The sequence below is a fragment of the Bacillus sp. AFS098217 genome, from assembly GCF_002551815.1.
Classification (GTDB): domain Bacteria; phylum Bacillota; class Bacilli; order Bacillales; family Bacillaceae_G; genus Bacillus_A.
Genome location: NZ_NVPR01000010.1, coordinates 1 through 21011 on the forward strand (window position 1 = coordinate 1; position 21011 = coordinate 21011).

General features: G+C 37.3%; 15 protein-coding genes and 1 riboswitch. Of the genes, 8 read left to right on the forward strand and 7 right to left on the reverse strand.

Going from position 1 to position 21011, the window contains the following annotated elements; genetic code table 11:
- Positions 1–222: 222 nt before the first annotated feature.
- Positions 223–1371, forward strand: coding sequence for an acyltransferase (locus COO03_RS02120; RefSeq protein ID WP_097894830.1), 1149 nt, complete (start codon positions 223–225; stop codon positions 1369–1371).
- 128 nt (positions 1372–1499) lie between these two features.
- Here the strand turns inward: COO03_RS02120 and COO03_RS26800 are convergent, their stop codons facing one another.
- Positions 1500–1649, reverse strand: coding sequence for a hypothetical protein (locus COO03_RS26800; RefSeq protein WP_097894831.1), 150 nt, complete (start codon positions 1647–1649; stop codon positions 1500–1502).
- 271 nt (positions 1650–1920) lie between these two features.
- On the opposite strand from COO03_RS26800, the gene COO03_RS02130 reads away from it, so the two are divergent.
- Entirely contained in the window at positions 1921–3276 is a 1356-nt protein-coding gene (locus COO03_RS02130) for a cytochrome ubiquinol oxidase subunit I (RefSeq protein WP_097894832.1), read from the forward strand.
- The gene (locus COO03_RS02135; RefSeq protein WP_097894833.1) at positions 3269–4294 is read left to right on the forward strand and encodes a cytochrome d ubiquinol oxidase subunit II; all 1026 of its coding nucleotides are present in this window, start codon (positions 3269–3271) and stop codon (positions 4292–4294) included. The genes COO03_RS02130 and COO03_RS02135 overlap by 8 nt, the downstream gene beginning before the upstream one ends.
- A 103-nt stretch (positions 4295–4397) precedes the next feature.
- Here the strand turns inward: COO03_RS02135 and thiC are convergent, their stop codons facing one another.
- The 4 genes from thiC to COO03_RS02155 all read right to left on the reverse strand — a co-directional run bounded on the left by thiC (position 4398) and on the right by COO03_RS02155 (position 9806).
- The gene (gene thiC / locus COO03_RS02140) at positions 4398–6158 is read right to left on the reverse strand and encodes a phosphomethylpyrimidine synthase ThiC (RefSeq protein WP_097894834.1); all 1761 of its coding nucleotides are present in this window, start codon (positions 6156–6158) and stop codon (positions 4398–4400) included.
- A gap of 349 nt (positions 6159–6507) precedes the next feature.
- Positions 6508–6623, reverse strand: a riboswitch (TPP riboswitch).
- Between the two features lie 244 nt (positions 6624–6867).
- Positions 6868–8523 carry a lactate permease LctP family transporter gene (locus COO03_RS02145; RefSeq protein ID WP_097894835.1) on the reverse strand — a complete coding sequence of 552 codons (1656 nt, stop codon included), beginning with the start codon at positions 8521–8523 and terminating at the stop codon, positions 6868–6870.
- Between the two features lie 372 nt (positions 8524–8895).
- Positions 8896–9390, reverse strand: a complete 495-nt coding sequence (locus tag COO03_RS02150) for a metal-binding protein (RefSeq protein WP_097894836.1) — start codon at positions 9388–9390, stop codon at positions 8896–8898.
- Between the two features lie 50 nt (positions 9391–9440).
- Positions 9441–9806 (reverse strand): YkvA family protein, encoded by a 366-nt coding sequence (locus tag COO03_RS02155; protein ID WP_097894837.1) that lies wholly within the window; start codon positions 9804–9806, stop codon positions 9441–9443.
- Positions 9807–10561: 755 nt separating this feature from the next.
- On the opposite strand from COO03_RS02155, the gene COO03_RS02160 reads away from it, so the two are divergent.
- The 4 genes from COO03_RS02160 (at position 10562) to COO03_RS02180 (ending at position 17878) form a co-directional block, all read left to right on the forward strand.
- Positions 10562–12490 (forward strand): LTA synthase family protein, encoded by a 1929-nt coding sequence (locus COO03_RS02160; RefSeq protein WP_097894838.1) that lies wholly within the window; start codon positions 10562–10564, stop codon positions 12488–12490.
- Positions 12491–13128: 638 nt separating this feature from the next.
- Entirely contained in the window at positions 13129–14013 is an 885-nt protein-coding gene (locus tag COO03_RS02165; protein WP_097894839.1) for a D-amino-acid transaminase, read from the forward strand.
- Between the two features lie 210 nt (positions 14014–14223).
- A complete protein-coding gene (locus COO03_RS02170; protein ID WP_097894840.1) occupies positions 14224–15981 on the forward strand; it encodes a C40 family peptidase in 1758 nt (585 codons plus the stop codon).
- Positions 15982–16669: 688 nt separating this feature from the next.
- Entirely contained in the window at positions 16670–17878 is a 1209-nt protein-coding gene (locus COO03_RS02180) for a NupC/NupG family nucleoside CNT transporter (protein WP_097894842.1), read from the forward strand.
- Positions 17879–18130: 252 nt separating this feature from the next.
- Here COO03_RS02180 and COO03_RS27385 read toward each other — a convergent pair whose 3' ends face one another.
- A complete protein-coding gene (locus COO03_RS27385) occupies positions 18131–18265 on the reverse strand; it encodes a hypothetical protein (RefSeq protein WP_097894843.1) in 135 nt (44 codons plus the stop codon).
- 215 nt (positions 18266–18480) lie between these two features.
- Complete coding sequence (gene opuD / locus COO03_RS02190; RefSeq protein WP_097894844.1) at positions 18481–20001, reverse strand: glycine betaine transporter OpuD; 1521 nt, start codon at positions 19999–20001, stop codon at positions 18481–18483.
- Positions 20002–20787: 786 nt separating this feature from the next.
- On the opposite strand from opuD, the gene COO03_RS02200 reads away from it, so the two are divergent.
- Positions 20788–21011: SH3 domain-containing protein (locus tag COO03_RS02200; protein WP_142316231.1), on the forward strand; the 224-nt coding region annotated here is incomplete at its 3' end.

Genomic DNA, 21011 nt, shown 5'->3' on the forward strand with positions numbered 1-21011 from the left:
ATGGATCCACCACCACCTGATCGTGGTTAATAATCCCTAAATTTACCGAGAACAAAGCAAAGAAGAAGCTAACTACCTGGCCTCCTCTTTGCTTTTTTATTTTTGTCTCCATCTACTCTACCAACACACCATTTTATACATTTGTTATAAATTTCACAAAGTTTCCACAGCCCTTTTCACGCCTTCGTACTATAATCATGTATGGAAAAGGAGATGGAAGACATGACACAAAGCGCCCCAGAATTTAAGGTTTTGCAAAGTATCGCTTTTCTTGCCGTTGTTTTGCAAAGTTCCTTACTATATACAATGAATCAAGGAAATATCGTATTAGAGCAATCTCTCATTATGGGAATGCTATTTAATCTCGCAAAATTTTCAGCACCTGCATTCATCTTTATTGTTGGATTTCATTTAATTCGGCAATATACAAAACAAATTGTCTATAAAGAATACATCTATGAAAAAACAGCACACTTACTTGCTCCTTACTTCCTTTGGTCTATTCTTTACTTATTTACAACAAATCAAGTCGTTACATGGCACGGTGGGATAAAGAACCTATTGCTCGGAACAGCTGCCCCTCACCTTTGGTATGTCATCATGATGTTCCAAATTCATTTACTGTTCCCCCTGCTATGTACTTTATTCTATTGGTTTCAAAGACGCACACATAATCAGCACGATACATATAGATATATGACCATTTTCGCCATCATATATTTTCTCTTAATGTGGTATTCTTCTCACTATATTTTTAATGGCGAACAACTAACAACTTCCGCCATTTTACACTATACAGATCGTTCCTTCCTCTTCTATTCATTCTACTTCGTCATGGGAGGAATTGCGGCTGTAGCGTTAAAAGCTTGGCGTTTATTTGTAACGAAACACATACCACTTATAACAATCTTATTTTTTATTCTCTTCTTATTTATCAACTATGAACTATTTAGCTTCTATGGTGTAAATTCGATTCACCTTACTGTATCTACCTATTTAAAGCCATCCATGTTTCTGTACATTGTATGTGAAATTTTAATACTATACGTACTTTCTATGATGATCGTACAGCGGCGAGGGGCCTTATATAAAACATTACGTTTTATCGGAAACTACACATATGGGGCCTATTTAGCACACTATTTCTTTTTACAACTCATTACGAAATTACTATCTCTATTTACAATTCAAGCAAATACAATTCTATATAGTCTATTACTTTTTCTTTTGACGGCAACACTCTCTATCATCACAATGGTTATATGTAGCATCCTCCCATTCCATACGTGGATTACAGGGCCTTCTCCCACACCTGTATTAAAATGGCCGACGCTTGTACCATTACGACCTCTATTAAGAAGTAAAAAGTAAAGAAGCTGTCCAAAAAGACTTTTTGGACAGCTTCTTTATGCAAAATATAACTTGTGATCCAAACAACACCACAAGAGCATACACACACATAAAAAAAGACAATCGATTTCGATTGTCTTCTTTACTCTCTATCCCTCACACGCTTCTTTTGTAGGCTTATATAGCGATTGCACAAGACGATCATATTCACGCCGCGTAATTTCTTTATTGTATAACTTTAATAACAAATCTTTATGCTCTTTTGAAAATGCCATTTTGTTAATGACTTCAGGATACATAAAACATCCCCTCCATTTCACATGAACTTCCTCATTCTGTTAGTTTCAGCCACACCCTAAACAGAACCCACGTTCGCATAAAAATTATAAAAGATTTTGCTCTAAAACACAAACGAAATATTTTCCCGTTCTTTTTTTGAGCTTTTCTGAATATTTCAGAATCATAATACCATATTCACTTTTTAAAATACATATATATTTTTGGCATCTTTTTGAATAAATTTTCCAATTCGATCAGAAAATAATGGTAAAAATGAAAAGGAGTAGAATTATGGATACTGTTACTTTGTCACGGGCTTTCTTCGGTTCATCATTAGCATTCCACATTATTTTCGCAACACTTGGAATCGGACTATCTTTAATGATTTTTATAAGCGAAGTATTATATCACTGGAAAAAAGATTCAGATTATGCCGTCATGGCAAAAAGATGGACAAAGGCTTTCGCCATCCTTCTCGGCGTTGCAATTCCAACTGGAACAATTGTCGGTGTACAAATTTCACTTCTTTGGCCCGGGTTCGCCAAAATTGTCGGTCAGGTAATTTCTGTACCCTTTCAAATTGAGATTTTTGCCTTCTTCTTAGAAGCGTTATTTATGTCTATTTATGTATATGCAGCCGATAAATTACCTCCATTTATGAGACTCGTATCTCTCTTTTTCGTTATGCTCGGTGCTACTGCATCCGCTGTGTTAATCACTTCAGCAAATACATGGATGAACACACCTGCGGGCTTTTCTATGCATCCAGACGGTTCCGTTTTTAACGTTGATCCATGGAAAGCATTCTTTAATCCGAGCTTTTTCACAAGCTCCTTTCACGTTGTAATCACTGCTTATGCAACCGGAGCGGCTGTCATCGCTTCTATCGCTGGATTTAAATTATTAAAACGAAATACAAGCGCACGGGAAATTGCTTATCATAAAAAAGGATTATTTTTAGGGCTTGTCGTCACATTTATTACCGGTGCAACGATGTGGATCTCCGGCCATGAATCCGCAATTGCTTTACATGAGCATTCTCCAGAAAAATTAGCGGCAGCGGAGGCATTATTTGATACGAAATCCCACGCTTCTCTAGCGATTGGTGGATTGGTGGATCCTGTAACCCATGAATTAAACTATGCCCTGGAAATTCCCAATATGCTCAGCTTACTAGTTGGATTAGACCCTAACACCGTTGTAACAGGGTTAAATGCATTTCCACAAGAAACATGGCCACCATTTTATACCCACACATTCTTTGATTTAATGGTCGGTACAGCCACATTTACCTTTGCTGTTGCAACAATTGCTCTTCTCTATTGGTACTTTATTTATCGAAAAAAAGGAGCAGAATTGCCGAAGTGGCTACTATGGGGAACTGCTGCATGTGGACCGATTATGATGTTCGGTATTGAATGCGGATGGATTTTCAGTTGTAGCGGTCGTCAACCTTGGACAATTTATGGAATGCAGCGCACAATCGATTCGGCCACACGCGCTGATTTTGTCGGACCTTTATTTGTAGTATTCGTCATTTTGTATATTGGACTAGGCGCTTTAACGATTTTCGTACTACGGACATTCTTTAGAAGACATCCATTACAAAATGATTTAAAGCAGCAAGGAGGAGATTCTCGTGCATGAAGCAAGTATTGCGATTATCATCTTATGGGCTCTTATCTTCGTATATAGCATGTTAGGCTCCATTGACTTCGGAGCTGGTTTTTGGGGCATGGTATACGCCAAGCATCCAACACTTGCTGGAAAGCTTGCCAACCGTTACTTATCACCCACTTGGGAAGTCACTAATACGTTCCTTGTTTTTGTTGTTGTTGCATTTCTTGGTTTCTTTCCAAAAGCGACTTTCACCCTTGCAACGGTCATGTTCGTACCTGTGACATTAATTTTAGTTCTCGTCGCCATTCGTAGTACATTTATGGTGTTTGCCTATTCCGTACCAAAATATGAACATACCATGCGCGTTATTTCTGGTATTACTGGGCTTTTAATTCCCGCCTTGCTAATTACGGTTTTACCCGTAACAGAAGGCGCCTATATTACGACTTCTGGAGGCAAAGAAGCTCTATTATACGGAAAGCTTCTTTCAAGCCCTGTAATTTATTGTTATATGTTATTCGGATTAACTTCTGAGCTATTCCTGTCCTCTCTTTTTTTAGCTGATTTTGCAAGAGAACAACGCTCAGAGGATACGTATCGTCTTTATAGACGTAATGCCATCATACTCGGTCCAGCAACACTCGTTACAGCAATTATCGCCCTTGTTGTTATGGACCCAGAAACGCACTGGCTCATGCAAGGATTAATTAAACAATTTCCTTGGTTTACAGTCTCCATTATTTTATTTGTCATCGGATACTCTTCCCTTTGGTGGACAAATAAAAAATACGATTCACTCGGCTGGCCGCGAATCGCTGTTTTAGCAGTTGTTGCACAATATGCATTTGCAAGCTACGCTTATGGCGTTGCACATCTACCATATATCATTTATCCAGATGTCACTGTATCTACAAGTTTTACAACGAAAGAAACTTTTTACGCCTTGCTTATTCTCTATGCGATTGGTATCGCAATCTTGCTTCCAGGCTTTATCTTCTTCTGGAATTTATTCTTAAAAGATCGAACGTTCTTAAAGGAGAAATAATAATAGCCCCCTCTGCTACCGTCTTAGCGAAGGGGGCTTCTATATTTAAGTTAAGTACATGTGATCAATGAAGTAAAGAGGTGTTCAAAATCGTATACTCTATTTATCGATATAAGTGACTACCAGCTTCTTTAAATTCTCTAGCTTTCTCCTCCATACCTTTTTCCATTGCTTCCGTTGTTTCTAAATCATTTTCTTTTGCATATTCACGAATGTCGTGTGAAATTCTCATACTGCAGAACTTCGGACCACACATGGAACAGAAATGAGCTGTTTTTGCTCCTTCTGCTGGTAATGTTTCATCGTGGAAATCCATTGCACGTTCAGGATCTAAAGATAAGTTAAATTGATCGCGCCAACGGAATTCAAAGCGAGCTTTTGAAAGTGCATCATCACGTTGTTGCGCTGTTTTATGCCCTTTTGCAAGATCAGCTGCATGAGCTGCGATTTTATACGTAATAACTCCTTCGCGAACATCATCCTTGTTTGGTAATCCTAAATGCTCTTTCGGCGTTACATAGCAAAGCATTGCAGTACCAAACCAGCCGATCATTGCTGCACCAATTGCAGAGGTAATATGGTCATATCCTGGTGCGATATCTGTTGTTAAAGGTCCGAGTGTATAGAACGGTGCACCTTGGCAAATATCAATTTCTTTCTCCATATTCTCTTTAATTAAATGCATCGGTACATGTCCTGGTCCCTCAATCATTACTTGCACATCATGCTTCCAAGCAATTTTTGTTAACTCACCAAGTGTTTCAAGCTCAGAGAATTGTGCTTCATCATTTGCATCTGCAATCGAACCCGGACGTAATCCATCTCCAAGAGAGAAGGAAACATCGTATTGTTTCATAATTTCACAAATTTCTTCAAAGTGAGTATATAGGAAGTTTTCTTTATGATGGTATAAACACCACTGCGCCATAATCGAGCCGCCCCGTGAAACAATCCCTGTCATACGCTTTGCTGTCATTGGAATGTAACGAAGTAGTACACCAGCATGAATTGTAAAGTAATCCACGCCTTGCTCTGCTTGTTCAATTAACGTATCACGATATACTTCCCACGTTAAATCTTCAGCAATCCCATTTACCTTTTCTAACGCCTGATAAATTGGCACTGTTCCAACTGGTACAGGCGCGTTACGAATAATCCATTCACGCGTTGTATGAATATTTTTTCCCGTTGATAAATCCATAATAGTATCCGCACCCCAGCGTGTTGCCCAAGTCATCTTTTCTACTTCTTCCGCAATAGAAGAAGATACAGCAGAGTTTCCGATATTCGCATTAACTTTCACATGGAAATTGCGTCCAATAATCATCGGTTCTGCTTCTGGGTGGTTAATGTTTGCTGGCAAGATCGCGCGTCCTTCAGCAATCTCCTTACGAACAAATTCTGGTTCTACCCCTTCCCGAATCGCAACATACTCCATCTCAGATGTAATAATACCGTTACGTGCATAGTGCATTTGCGTTACATTTGCACCTTTCTTTGCCCTAAGCGGCTTGCGATCCATTTGCGGGAAGACTGGTGTATGCTGAGATGCCACCTTCACACCATCATCTTCTGGTTTCATTTCGCGCCCTTCATATGCTTCCACATCCCCGCGCTCAACAATCCAAGCATGGCGCGGCGCTGGAATTCCTTTTTCTAGCTCAACTTTGTACGCAGGATCTGTGTATGGACCACTTGTATCATAAACACGAATTGGTGGATTTGGTACACCATTTGTTTCACTTTGTTCAATCTCACGCATCGGTACTTTCATACCTTCACGCGGGCCATCAATATAGACTTTCTTACTCCCCGGTAAACTCGACTTCAATTCAATTTGCTCAGCTGAAACAGATTGCTTCATAATTTGTGTTTCCTCCCCTTTATCATTTCAAGAAACCATCTTTGCTCAGAACCGCGAGTCGGCTCCTAAGCAGTTTCAAGTATCTTGATTTGCACTTCACCCAATCGTAATGATCGGTTCCGCTTTTCTTGGATTCAGCTTCACCTCCTAGCCCTTCGCGTCTAAAAACCTTCCACACAAGAAAGTAAAAATCACTTTCTGTGTGGAAGAACTTTAGTCGTCAGGGCTAAACAGTCGGTTCCGCTTTTCTTGTGACAAGGACGAGAACAAAACTTGTGACCAGCGCATGCCAAAATAAAAAGAGCCAGGTCCATAGTAAAATAAGGACCTGGCTCATAAAGACATTGTTATGTAAAGCCGTTAACTTCCCTACGCTGGTACGAGCCAGATCAGGTCCAAAGGGTTAAGAAGTTATCGCGCTTCTCTCTCAGCCTAAGCATCACTTAGGCACCCCTAGTTTATCACTGATTTAATTTTCAATACTTTCCCATCATACACGATAATCAGAAAAATGCAAAGAAATGAATTGTATTTTTATATGTCGTTTTTTGTCTGCTAGTCGATACGCCTTCTCGAACAGTTGATAAATTGAAACCTTGATCGGGGATGAATAGTCTCTCATGCCGTGCGTAACCATCGAGCTAGGGTTATGAAACAAGCCAGGTGCTTTCAGCACCTGGCTTGTTTGTGTTAAATTGATGACTATTGCTTACGGTATCATCCACGTTAAATAATAAGCTTGTACATATGTCATAATACCAACAATGGTTACGAAGAATAGACTATGCTTTAATGTAAATCGGAATAAGTCAGATTCTTTTCCAGCAAGTCCTACTGCTGCACACGCAATCGCAATCGATTGCGGAGAAATCATTTTACCCGTTACACCACCTGTTGTATTAGCCGCAACAAGCAATACTTCTTTTACACCAACTTGTTGCGCTGTAATTGCCTGTAGATTAGAGAATAATGCGTTTGCTGATGTATCCGATCCTGTTAGGAATACGCCTAGCCAGCCAAGGAACGGTGAGAAGAATGGGAATAATCCACCTGTTGCCGCCAATGCTAATGCTAGTGTCGATGATAAACCAGAATAGTTTGCAATAAATGCAAATCCTAATACAAGACCGATAGATAAAATCGGCATCTTTAATTCTTGTAAGGTTTCTTTAAACGTTTCAACTGCTTGTTTTGCACTCATTTTCAACACAAATATTGAAATGATACAAGCAATTAAAATTGCTGTTCCAGTCGCCGATATAACATCCAACTTTAATATTGCCTCATAAGGCGTTGGTTTATTTACAATCGGTTCTGCCTTCATTACTAGATTGTGCAAACCTGGAATTTCAAACTTAAAGACAAGACTTTCTAGAGCCCCGCCTGGAGCAAATAAAGATTTAAAGAATTTCTGACTCCAAATAACTACCATAATCGTTAAAATGATAAATGGTGACCAAGCCTTTACGACTTTTCCCGCTGTTAATCTTGGCATAGATGCAGTCGTTGCTGCCACTTCAGCATTTTCTTGATTAGATTGGTAGATTTCTTTCGGTTGCCACACTTTCAGGAATAACGCTAAACATACTAAGCTGACAAGCGCTGATGTAATATCCGGAAGCTCTGGCCCTAAAAATGTTGCTGTAATAAATTGTGTAATAGCAAAGGAACCGCCAGCTACAAATAATGCAGGCCACGTTTGTTTTACTCCTTTGAAGCCATCCATTAAAAATACGATAAAGAACGGAACAAACATTGATAAGAATGGTAATTGATGCCCAGCCATTTGCCCGATTTTATGCGGATCAATACCTGTTACTTGCCCCGCAACTGTAATCGGAATCCCCATCGCTCCAAATGCTACTGGTGCTGTATTAGCAATTAAGCAAAGCCCAGCCGCATATAAAGGATTTAAACCTAGACCCGCAAGAAGTGCAGCAGTAATTGCTACTGGTGCACCAAATCCTGCTGCCCCCTCCAGAAACGCTCCAAATGAGAAGCCAATTAAGATAACGAGTAGACGGTGATCATTCGTAATTGATAATACAGATGCACGAATTACGTCAAACTGTCCTGTTTTTACAGAAATTTTATATAAGAATACCGACATGATAATAATCCATGCAATTGGCCATAACCCGTATAAAAAACCATATCCAGTTGCTGCCATTGCCATTGTAAACGGCATTTTATATGCAAATATTGCAACTAAAATTGTTAATACCACTGTAATAAATCCTGCCACATGCCCCTTCATGCGAAAAACTGCTAAAGCCAAGAAAAAAAAGATAATTGGAATAAGTGCGACCGCTGCGGAAACCCAAATGTTACCGAACGGATCGTAAACTTGCGTCCATGTGTTCATTGTCCCTCTCCCTTTCTGTAATCCCCTGTTTTAAAATCCTCATAACCATATCAATAGACTATCCGGTCATCATACCTTTCAGTCTAAAATAAAAAACGTCCAAGGAAAACGTTTTCATATCACTATATTTATACTTTACCATATCATTTCCTTTTTGGGGATATTTTTTGAAAATTTTATTATTTTAAACCGAATTTCTGCTTATTTATCCATTTTCTATTTATGAATAATAAAATAACTTTTTTTAAACAAACGTTTGATTTATTTTCAGAAAAGCTATCACCACAACCTTCCTCTGCTTAAACAAACGTTTGATTAAACGTTGTAATCAACCTTGAAACACTAAAAGAGCACTCGCAATTCGCAAGTGCTTTATCTTCTTCGTCTTTTCTTTTTTCTTCGCATAATTCTTTTACGACGTGTATTCAATTGATCCGCTATAATATGAAGTGCGCTTGCAGCAATAACTCCCATTACAAATGTCACTAATGATACATCGTGCTCTTTTGCCATTTCTACTAGCTTTCCGTCTAATACTGTTTCATTTAATATGTATAGAAATGGAGAAAAGACTAGTAGCATATACAAGATACGAATAAGGTCACCTATTACAATCGTATGCGTTAAAAAAGAACGATGAGGCATCACACATTGATACGGATACCAAAAGATCCGAAGTAATCCCCATTTATTATAGGCATTACTATGAGTATCTAAATCCGGTGTTAAAAAAAACGTACCAATTAAAAATCCAATCCCAAAAGTTAATAGAAAATCAAAATTTGTTAGTCCATATGAAACAAGCATAAACAAAACAATCGGCAGGGAAAGTAAGTTTATTTTCGTATGTGTTTTTCCTGATGGCATAGTGCACTTCCTCGCTTATGTTCGTACTGTCAGTCTATGACAGTTCTCACCTATTGATCTAATTTTTGATCGATAAACGATGTATCTATATCCGAACCAAACCAATCCGCTAATTTCATCTGTGCTTTTTCCTTCACATCTTCATTTACATGCATAGATGCTTGCAATAATGCAGCCGTTAATGCGCCTAAATCATCCGTATAACCAATCCCAGCTATAAAATCTGGAATCGCATCAATTGGTGCAATAAAGTAAGCAAGCGCTCCGATGATTGTTGCCTTTACCCGTTTAGGAACATCTGGCCTTTGCAACACATAAAACAGTAATAAACTCGCATAAATAACCGACTGTCCTGCTTGTTTTGCTACATGTTTTACTTTCTTCCAAAACGCTTCGACTGAAAATTTCCGCTCCATATAAACAGCCCCCATACTTTTTTTCATTATCAAAAAAACAGATATATCTTCTAAAAAACTAGCTTCGTTATTTAAGAAAAAGTTCATCAAATATACACATAGCTTACCAATGGAATTTCATTTTAACAGATAACAAACGAAAGAACAAGCGTTCGTATATTTTCCATATAGATACAAGTTAAAAAACCGACATCCCCCCTTTTTTAGATGGACGAGAGCATCTGACCGTCAGGGCCTTTTCCTACCACATATAAGGATGAAAACAAAGGGAGAATACAAGTGCAGGTCATGTTTTATTCTGCATAGCAGCGACTTGTATATTGAAAAATTAAAATGGATTTATATAACCATGTTCCCTCATAATAATAGTTTCCTAGCGGATTACATCATACTTTCTACCTATATTTCTTAATATAAAATACTGAATTCTGCTTAACATTCCCCTTTATCTTTGTTATATTTTCTAGTTGACGAGCATATAAACCAATGTTAAAGTTTTCTCTGGCAGTAACAATTAAAAAATACAAAAAGATGTAAAATGTTATAGTGTTTCTCAGAACTGAATTTTGTTGTATAATACAGAGATGACGTTATACTTATGAACCAACAAAAGAAACCAAAAGGGTATGCATAGTTAAAGTCGTACATGGGTGAATATCAAAAACTCTACTCATTGCAAAGAAAACTATGTATTTTTTATTTTAGCATTTTTCGCTCCAAAATCGACCAAGCCTGATAGAGAAAGGGTGGAATGGATGAAGGAATCTTTAAAATCACAATTTCATAATGTACGTTTTACTCTGTTCGTTGCTTTGGCTGTATGGCTGAAAACTTACATTATTACACGTACGAGCTTTGATTTAAAACTTGAATCTTTCATGCAAGAATTTATCTTATTCATTAGTCCATTAGCGACATCATTACTGTTTGTGGGTCTTGCATTATTCGCAAAAGGGAAGAAACGGAACTATATAGCACTTGGAATTGATTGTGTTTTAACAATCATTCTTGTTGGTAACGTAATGTTCTATGGATTCTACAATGACTTCGTTACTTTACCAGTCCTTTTCCAAACATCCAACTTTGGACAGCTAGGATCCAGTGTAAAAGAACTACTTAACTACAAAATCATCGTTGCATTTGCCGATATTATTCTTTTCTTCGTGCTATTAAAGAAAAAGAAAGACTTCGCAAAAACGGAACGTGTATCACGTCCAATGCGTTCTTTATATTTCGTTTCAACTATTGCTATTTTCTTCGCAAACTTAGGTCTTGCAGAAACTGAGCGCCCAGAGCTATTAACTCGTTCATTTGACCGTGTTATGCTCGTAAAAAACTTAGGTTTATATACACACCAAGTATATGACCTTGGCTTGCAAGCAAAATCAAGTTCACAAAAAGCATTTGCTGATGGTAGCAAATTACAAGAAACAGAAAACTATGTAAAAACAAATCAAAGTAAACCGGATCCAAATATGTTTGGCGTTGCCAAAGGGAAAAACGTAATTGTCGTTTCTCTTGAATCACTACAAACATTCTTAATTGGTGCAACTGTAAATGGTCAAGAAGTTACACCATTCTTAAACCAATTTGCAAAAGAAAGTTATTACTTTAATAACTTCTTCCACCAAACTGGACAGGGAAAAACTTCAGATGCTGAATTCTTAGTAGATACATCGCTATACCCATTAGACCGTGGTGCTGTATTCTTTACACACGGTAACAATGAATATACAGCAACCCCAGAAATTCTGCGTCAGCAAGGATATTACACAGCTGTATTCCATGCAAACAACGCAACATTCTGGAACCGTAACATCGTGTACCCTGCACTTGGTTACGATCGTTACTTTAACGAATTAGATTATAAAATTACACCTGAAACAAAACTAGGGTGGGGTTTAAAAGATATTGAGTATTTTGATCAATCAGTGGATATGTTAAAAAATATTAAGAAACCGTTCTATACACGTTTCCTTACTTTAACAAACCATTATCCATTTGATTACGATGAGGGAACAAAGTTCATTGAACCTTATAACTCTGGTGATGGTGTATTTGACCGTTACGTAGTAACAGCTCGTTATTTAGACGAAGCGTTAAAACACTTTATTGAACGTCTAAAAGCAGAAGGTCTTTACGATAACTCTGTTATCGTATTCTACGGTGACCACTATGGTATTTCTGAAAATCATAACCGTGCAATGGCACAGTTCTTAGGCAAAGAAGAAATTACAACATTTGATCATATGAACTTACAAAAAACACCAATGTTTATTCATGTTCCAGGTCAAAAAGAAGGTAAAACAATTTCAAAACCAACGGGTGAAATTGATATTAAACCTACAATTCTAAACTTACTTGGTGTTGATTCAAGCAATGACATTCACTTCGGTCATGATGTATTCTCACCAGATTATAAATCATTCGTTGTTCTTCGCGATGGAAGCTTTGTAACAGAACAATATATGTACACAAATAATACATTCTATAATCGCGAAACAGGCGAGGTCGCACAAGTACCAAAAGATGAAGCTCAAGCAATGATTGACCGTGCACAAAATGAACTGCACATGTCTGATAAACTCATTGAGGGAGATTTACTTCGCTTCTCTGACAGCAACAAAATCAAGACTGGCGAAGTAAAAACCGTTATTAAAGAAGACAAAAAAGGCGCCGAGTAATCCCGGCGTCTTTTTTTCATCCTCATTCATCATCTCTTTCCTAAACATAGTATTTGGAACTATATACTAAGATGTTAAAATTACATAATCTTCACTAAATATTTACATAAAATTTATGAAACATCTTTATAATTGAATTTATAAGCAAAGTCGCATATATTCCCCGTCTCTCATTTCAAACTTTATGAAAAGTTTCCTTTGGGGAATGTTAGGAACTTTTGTTAACAATTTTCTAGTGTTACTGGAAGTAACACGAATTGTCTTTAAAGGACGTTCTGATTTGTCATCCATCAAGCCTTTAACAAGACAATGTCCCTATGAAACATAGCTACCCTCCTTATGCAACATTCATGCTGAATGTTGCTTTTTTTATCGTAAAAAGCAGGATTCTTATTGCTCATTTTCGAATTTGTATATGCAAAATACAATAAAAAAATTTTCACCTTCACTGATGGCCCTTATTCATCTGATCCTTGCAGGCTAGCCCCTTTTTATTTCCAGCACATTTTTTGCTACCTACAAATAGCATCATGAAAAGAATTTACATAACAACAACCAAAAGGATTTTTTACTTTAGTAAGTGATATAGTAGCACCCTTACTTTGATCACGACTCACTATTCAAACGATTAAGAAAGGATGGGACGTAAATTGACATACGAAAGATTTGTATTATGGAATGATGCTGTTATTGATACAAATAAAAAACAAACGTACATACAGTTAGAAGAACGGGGATTACAATTTGGTGATGGCGTCTATGAAGTCATTCGTATCTATAAAGGAAACCTGCACTTATTAGATCCACATTTAACAAGATTATATCGCTCAATGGACGAAATCGAATTAACACTTCCATTCTCCAAAGCTGAACTCATTACATTACTCTACAAATTACTCGAAAATAATAACTTTCATGAAGACGGAACAGTCTACTTACAAGTATCTCGTGGGGTCCAAGCTCGTGCACATGCATTTTCTTTTGATGTAGCCCCAACAATCTATGCCTATATATCAAAAAAAGAACGACCTGCCCTATGGATTGAATATGGGATACGCGCTATATCAGAACCTGATGCACGCTGGCTTCGCTGTGATATTAAATCACTAAATTTATTACCTAATGTATTAGCTTATACAAAAGCAGAACGTAAAGGTTGTAAAGAAGCACTTCTCGTTCGTAATGGCATCGTCACAGAAGGGAGCCACTCTAATTTCTTTCTTGTAAAAAGCGGTACTCTTTATACGCATCCCGCCAATCATTTAATCTTAAACGGGATTATCCGTCAGTATATTCTATCTTTAGCCAATAAACTACAAATCCCTGTGCAAGAAGAACTATTTAGTATTCGTGATGTTTATAATGCAGACGAGTGCTTTTTTACAGGAACAACCGTGGAGATTTTACCTATGACACATCTTGATGGAATTGCTATTTTGAACGGTCAAGTTGGTCCAACCACAAAATTACTACAAAAATCATTTGTACAAAGTTTTTCGGTTTCTGACATCTCATTATCTTAAATGCGTATAGTTTCACTCTAATCATTTTTCAATATATGGATTTCTAGTGAAAATCAAGGTGGTAATTCACACCTTGATTTTGTTTTGTAACCTTTTTGTCATATTCGGATTCCCTTATAAGACTTGACAGTAATCGACATGCCTTTTAGAATTTTTAACAGTTGGTAAATATTTCATCACTATATTACAGACAGAAAGGAATCGACAAACATGAAAAAATATCTTGCTGGTCTTGCGGCAGTGTCTGTAGCAGGAGGCGCAGCCCCGACACTTGATAACGTTCAAGCTGCACCTGAACAAAATGCACAAAAGCCTGCTGCACAAGCTATTCAAGCCGCATCACAAAACAATTCAAATTACAAAGTGACTGCTGACGTATTGCTCGTTCGCGCAGGGTCTAGTACTTCTCACGATATCATCTCTCGTGTTTACGAAGGACAAGCACTAAACGTGATTGGAGAAGAAAATGGTTGGTTCAAAATTAACCATAATGGTCAAACTGGTTATGTTAATGGCGAATTTGTGTCAAAAAATGGCGCTGCAAAAACAAGCGTAAGTGCAGGTGGAAACAACAAAGTTACTGCTGATGTATTACGTGTTCGCACAAGCCCAAATAATTCCAGTTCCATTGTAGGACGTGTATATGAAGGACAAGCATTAAACGTAATTGGCCAAGAAAATGGTTGGCTTAAAATTAACCATAATGGTCAAACTGGTTACGTAAGTAGCGAATTTGTATCCGGTGCTTCTTCAAACGCTAGCTCTACAAATAATAACAACAATAACAACACAGCTGTACAACCAGCAAGTGGAAACTATACAGTCAATGTATCTTCCCTTCGTGTTCGTACAGGTCCTAGCACTTCTCATACAACTTTAGGCTCCGTTCCTAAAGGACAAGTTGTACAGGTTGTAGGAGAAGTTCAAGATTGGTTTAAAATTAACTATGCAGGACAAGCTGCTTATATTAGCAAGGACTATGTAACAAAAGGTGGCTCCGGCGAAAATACCATTCAAGGTAACAAAGAAGAGCCAAAATATCAAAGTGGGAATGTAACTGTTCAAACTGGCGGTACTTATGTTGTTAACGCAACATCTCTTCGCGTTCGTACAGGTCCAGCTACATACCAAAGTGTTATCGGTGGCGTATTAAATGGTCAAACATTAAACGTTACCGGTGTTGAAAATGGTTGGTTTAAAGTTAACCATCAAGGACAAACTGGTTATGTAAGTAGCGAATTTGTAAAGTTCGTTAAAGGCGGCACAGATGCACCTTCACAGCCAAAACAACCTGAGCAAGAACAACAACCACAAGGATCCGTTGGTGAATACTACATTAATGCATCTGCATTAAATGTACGTAGTGGCGAAGGTACAAATTACAGAATCATCGGTGCCCTTCCTCAAGGTCAAAAGGTGCAAGTAATTTCTGAAAATTCCGGATGGAGTAAAGTTAACTACAACGGTCAAACTGGCTATATCGGAACTCGCTTCCTATCAAAAACACCAGTTAGTGGCGCTGTAGATAATAAACCTAGCAAACCATCTAACGTAACAGATAACAATAATAATCAAAATCAAAATAATAATACAAATAACAACAGTGGAAATGCCTCTTCTATACTTGCATACGCACAATCAATGGCAGGTGTACCATATGTATGGGGTGGTACTTCTGCTAATGGTGTTGACTGCAGTGGTTACATTTTCCACGTCTTTAATAAATTTGGTCATAACATTAGCCGTCAAAGTGTGGCAGGATATTGGAGTAGCTTATCACAAACTTCAAATCCTGAACCTGGTGATTTAATCTATTTCAAAGATACTTATAAGTCTGGTCCTTCTCACATGGGTATCTACCTTGGCGGTGGATCATTTATTCAAGCTGGAGATAAGGGTGTTGCAGTAGCTTCATTAAATAACTCTTATTGGAAGAGTCACTTCTTAGGCTACACAAAAGCACCTTAAGTTATAGTTTTAGAGCTTTCTAGATTACTAGAAAGCTCTTTCTATATAAATACAAATTGAAGAACCAACATAAACCCTTTCTTTTTAGATGGGAAAGAGCATCCAGCCATGCATAGAAGCGGTCAGACCCTCTTCCTGCCCCACGCCAAGTTAAAACAAAGAGAGAACGAGCGCAGGTCACTTTTTGTTCTTCATAGCAGCGACTTATATGTTGGAAAATCAAAATGGATATATATACATCAATTAAAAAACCGACATACCCCCCCTCTTTTTAGATGAGAGAGAGCATCTGACCATGCATAGAAACGGTCAGGGCCTTTTTCTTTTTCTGCCACATGCGAAGTAAAAACAGAAAGAGCAAACAAGTGTAGGTTACTTTTTATTCTACATAGCAGAGATTTATATAAATTTAAATATGTTTCTCTTCTCTTATTTCATACATCACATTTTATACAAACAATTTACAACGTTACAATAATGAATATATTCGCGCTAAAAAACATAACCTATTTTAACCTCATAAGATTTATATGTGTTTTCTTGAGGAATTTTCTTTCTATTTAAACTTTTTTATGGATGTTTGACCTCTGATGTCCGTTGTGATAAGTTACTTAAGATGTTATTTTTGCAGAAGTATATACATCTGTTACATATACTTTTCTACTATGAGAAAGGAGATTTACACTGCATGAATTTTTTATGGGGAATTGGCGGCGTAATTGGAGTTTTAGCAATTGCTTTCTTACTATCTTCCAATCGCAGAGCTATTAATTGGCGCACAATTTTAATCGCGCTAGCATTACAAATTACATTTTCATTTATCGTGTTACGTTGGGATGCTGGAAAAGCAGGCTTAAAAATCGCTGCTGACGGTGTTCAAGGATTAATCAATTTTTCTTATGAGGGCATTAAATTCGTTGTTGGAGATTTAGTAAATCCTAAAGGTCCTTGGGGATTCGTTTTCATCATTCAAGCACTACTTCCAATTGTATTTATTAGTTCATTAGTAGCAATCTTATATTATTTTGGTATTATGCAGAAATTCGTTAGTATCGTTGGTGGTGCATTAAGTAAACTTCTTGGAACTTCAAAAGCAGAAAGCTTAAATGCAGTAACAACTGTTTTCTTAGGACAAACAGAAGCACCAATTTTAATTAAACCGTACTTAGCACGTTTAACAAACAGTGAATTCTTCACTATTATGGTAAGCGGTATGACAGCTGTTGCCGGATCAGTTCTTGTCGGCTATGCAGCAATGGGTATTCCGCTTGAGCATTTATTAGCAGCAGCAATTATGGCAGCACCATCAAGCTTATTAATTGCAAAAATCATTATGCCAGAGACAGAAGAAGTAAATAATGATGTACAACTTTCTACAGAACGTGAAGATGCGAACGTCATCGACGCAGCAGCACGCGGCGCTTCTGAAGGAATGCAGCTTGTTATTAACGTAGCAGCAATGTTAATGGCTTTCATCGCATTAATCGCTGTATTAAACGGCCTATTAGGATGGATTGGTTCTTGGTTCCATATTAAACTTAGCCTTGATTTAATCTTTGGTTACTTATTATCACCATTCGCTATCTTAATCGGTGTTTCACCAAGCGAAGCTGTACAAGCAGCTGGTTTCATCGGTCAAAAACTTGCAATCAACGAATTCGTAGCTTATGGGAACTTAGGACCACACATGGCAGACTTCTCTGCAAAAACAAATATGATTTTAACATTTGCAATCTGTGGCTTTGCAAACTTCTCTTCTATCGCAATTCAATTAGGTGTAACAGGAACACTCGCTCCTTCTCGCCGTCAGCAAATTGCACAGCTAGGGATTAAAGCAGTAATCGCTGGTACATTAGCGAACTTCTTAAACGCAGCAGTTGCAGGTATGATGTTCTAATAATTTGAAACTTGAATCAGCGGAGGTTCTTCCTCCCCACTGATTATTAGCCCGCACCAATAGGGCTTTTACAGGCAGTAATACTAAAACTAAACAAACGTTTGTTTAAAAAATAAGCACAGAGCGCCGTATGCTCTGTGCTTATTTTTGAACTAAAATCTATATATCGGACAATACCCCTTAGCCGAAAGTAATTTCACGTCCATCCCCCAACGAACGATCTACTTTCATTTATATACGAAAAAGTGATTGCTATTTTTGTAAAACCAATTGCTTCTCTTGTTGCTCTTTAGATACCTGAGTCTTTGGTTCCGTGCTTTCTTGGACATTTCGATGTGCCACACGTTTCAAACAAATATGCTTCCACTTTCTTTCGTAACGTTTCATTATTCTAGTTGTCCCCCTCAAATACACTTAAAAAACCATTTGAAATCGCTTACAAGAAATAATATAGCACATATATATAAAAGTGACAACACATTTCCGACAATTTTTTGTCAAAAATATGAATTACTTTTGACAATATATCGGATAATGTCAAAATATAAAGATTCCTTACCTATTAAAAAAGAGCTGATTCTAAATCAATCAGCTCTTTTCTTCTATCTATGTGATTTATGATGATGGACCTCTTTTTGCAACTCTTTAAATAACGAAGCTACCATAAAGAAGATAACAAACACAAATGGGAATGCTGCGATAATCGAAGCTGTTTGCAGTGCCGTCAGTCCACCGACATATAGTAGAATTGATGCTACCGCCGCTAGGACAAGCCCCCAAATCATTTTAATACGATTTGGTGGGTTTAAACTACCATGCGTCGTTAACATACCTAGAACAAATGTCGCAGAATCTGCTGATGTAATAAAGAATGTTGAGATTAGTAGAATAGCTAGAACAGATAAAGCTGGTCCTATACTACCCATATGATCTAGCACAGCAAATAATCCTACTTCTGTACCCATCTCTTTAATTTGCCCATGAATATTTGCTCCATCAAATAACTCCATGTGAATAGCTGTTCCACCAAAAACAGAGAACCAAAGCGCACCGATTAATGTCGGCACAAGTAACACACCGATAACGAATTCTCGAATCGTACGTCCACGCGATACACGGGCGATGAATGTACCAACGAATGGAGACCACGCAATCCACCATGCCCAATAGAAAATCGTCCATGATTGAATCCATTGGTTTCCATCCTCGTTTAGCGGGCTTAAACGGAAACTCATACTTGGTAACTCTTGAATGTAAGATCCAATTGTTGAAGTAAAGTAGTTCATAATAAAGTTTGTGGGACCTGCAAATAATAAAATTGCCATAAGTGCAAATGCCAAAATAATATTTGTATTACTTAAATACTTAATTCCTTTATCTAACCCTGTTTGCGCAGATAACATATAAAGAACCGTTACGATTGCTATAATAACTAACTGCGTTGTTAATGAGTTTGGAATAGACGTTAAGTAACTAACACCACCTGCAATTTGTTGCGCCCCAAGCCCTAATGAAGTCGCAACACCAAATACTGTGGCAAATACAGCTAACACATCAAATGTATGGGCAATACGGCCATGTTCACCGCTTTTAAATAAAGAACCTACTGTCGCGCTAATTGTACTTGGCTTCCCTTTTCGGAACGTGAAATAGGCAATACAAAGAGCTACAAGCGCATATAGGCCCCACGGATGTAATCCCCAGTGGAAAAATGAAAAGCGAAGTGCAAGGCGTGCACTCTCTTCGGTTGCACTTTCTCCAAACGGCGGCGTATATAAATGATTTAATGGTTCGGCAACACCCCAGAAAATCAAACCGATTCCCATACCAGCACTAAACAGCATGGCAAACCATGTCATATAACTATAATCAGGTTCATCATCATCTTTTCCTAAACGGATGGAACCATATTTGGAAACAATTAAAAAGATTGAAATTGCTAAAAAGATTGAAACAGAAATAATATAGAACCACCCAAATTTACTAACTAGTGTAGTTTGGATTGCAGTGGTTACATTCCCCAAACTCCCTTTTCCAATTATAGATTCGGGAATAATCCCCCAAATTGTAAATGCAATACATACTGTTAATGAGACAATAAATGTTTTCGTCAGTTTCCTCATCAAATCCCCCTTTGTAGATTTCTTTTTTTGTGTAAAATAACCATAATTCCAATGTGTTAAATCAGATATAATGAAATAATTAGTGATTTTCTTCGAATTCTATAAAATGGACCTTCACCAATTAGAATTCTTATGAACAGCTTATCTTCTCGCTCGAAGTATAATGTAAAAATCATGCTGCCAAATTGGGCGAGATAAAGTGAAACTTTAATCAGTGATCACTGATTATTAGCCTTCACCAATTGGGCTCTTACGGATAGTTAATCCCCTACTTAACTTCTTTGTCTCTTTCACTGAATTTTGAAGTTAGGGGTTTTACTGTCCGTTAAAGCGGGATAAATGCGGATGGGAATGTGCTTCCCTAAAAAATGATGTGTTACAGTTGTAAAAAAGGACAAATTTATTCATTGCAGCCCTTTCTTTTTGTAACAATTATGCGGTTGTTTTGTTAGGATATAGTACGTATTTATAAATTCACAAACAAAATGTTTATGTTTATATAACTATTTTAGGCATAAATCGATAAAATACTCAAGGAATGCAATCTATCGGTAAACGTTTTGTAACATCACTGTAATATTTTTATCTTTATCGAAAAAAACTGTTGTATTAAAAATAGTAGATATGCGATATAAACTACTTAAAAATACGGAATGAAAAACGCTTTCTATTATTTTTTGCTATATTACAAAGCATTAATGGTTTGTTACGAATGGTTTGTAATTGTGTGATTTCCCAAATTCCAAAAAAATCTGTTGCTATAATGAGGACACGAAAACAAACGCAATGGAGGCTATCATGAAAAAATTAATTGGTATAGCAACAGCAGCAGTTTTTGGTCTTGGGATTTTCACTACTTCTGCTAAAGCAGAAACTGTTGTAACAACAGACGTACTAAACGTACGCGAAAACCCAACTACGGAATCAAAAGTTGTCGGTAAATTATTAAATGGTAATAAATTAGATGTTACAAATACAGAAAACGGATGGTCACAAATCAAATTAAATGG

Excerpts from the sequence above, each read along its gene's own strand:
- COO03_RS02120 (WP_097894830.1), top strand. The coding sequence starts at position 223 with ATGACACAAAGCGCCCCAGAATTTAAGGTTTTGCAAAGTATCGCTTTT.
- COO03_RS26800 (WP_097894831.1), bottom strand. The coding sequence starts at position 1,649 with ATGTATCCTGAAGTCATTAACAAAATGGCATTTTCAAAAGAGCATAAA.
- COO03_RS02130 (WP_097894832.1), top strand. The coding sequence starts at position 1,921 with ATGGATACTGTTACTTTGTCACGGGCTTTCTTCGGTTCATCATTAGCA.
- thiC (WP_097894834.1), bottom strand. The coding sequence starts at position 6,158 with ATGAAGCAATCTGTTTCAGCTGAGCAAATTGAATTGAAGTCGAGTTTA.
- COO03_RS02145 (WP_097894835.1), bottom strand. The coding sequence starts at position 8,523 with ATGAACACATGGACGCAAGTTTACGATCCGTTCGGTAACATTTGGGTT.
- COO03_RS02150 (WP_097894836.1), bottom strand. The coding sequence starts at position 9,390 with ATGCCATCAGGAAAAACACATACGAAAATAAACTTACTTTCCCTGCCG.
- COO03_RS02155 (WP_097894837.1), bottom strand. The coding sequence starts at position 9,806 with ATGGAGCGGAAATTTTCAGTCGAAGCGTTTTGGAAGAAAGTAAAACAT.
- COO03_RS02160 (WP_097894838.1), top strand. The coding sequence starts at position 10,562 with ATGAAGGAATCTTTAAAATCACAATTTCATAATGTACGTTTTACTCTG.
- COO03_RS02165 (WP_097894839.1), top strand. The coding sequence starts at position 13,129 with ATGGGACGTAAATTGACATACGAAAGATTTGTATTATGGAATGATGCT.
- COO03_RS02170 (WP_097894840.1), top strand. The coding sequence starts at position 14,224 with ATGAAAAAATATCTTGCTGGTCTTGCGGCAGTGTCTGTAGCAGGAGGC.
- COO03_RS02180 (WP_097894842.1), top strand. The coding sequence starts at position 16,670 with ATGAATTTTTTATGGGGAATTGGCGGCGTAATTGGAGTTTTAGCAATT.
- COO03_RS27385 (WP_097894843.1), bottom strand. The coding sequence starts at position 18,265 with ATGAAACGTTACGAAAGAAAGTGGAAGCATATTTGTTTGAAACGTGTG.
- opuD (WP_097894844.1), bottom strand. The coding sequence starts at position 20,001 with ATGAGGAAACTGACGAAAACATTTATTGTCTCATTAACAGTATGTATT.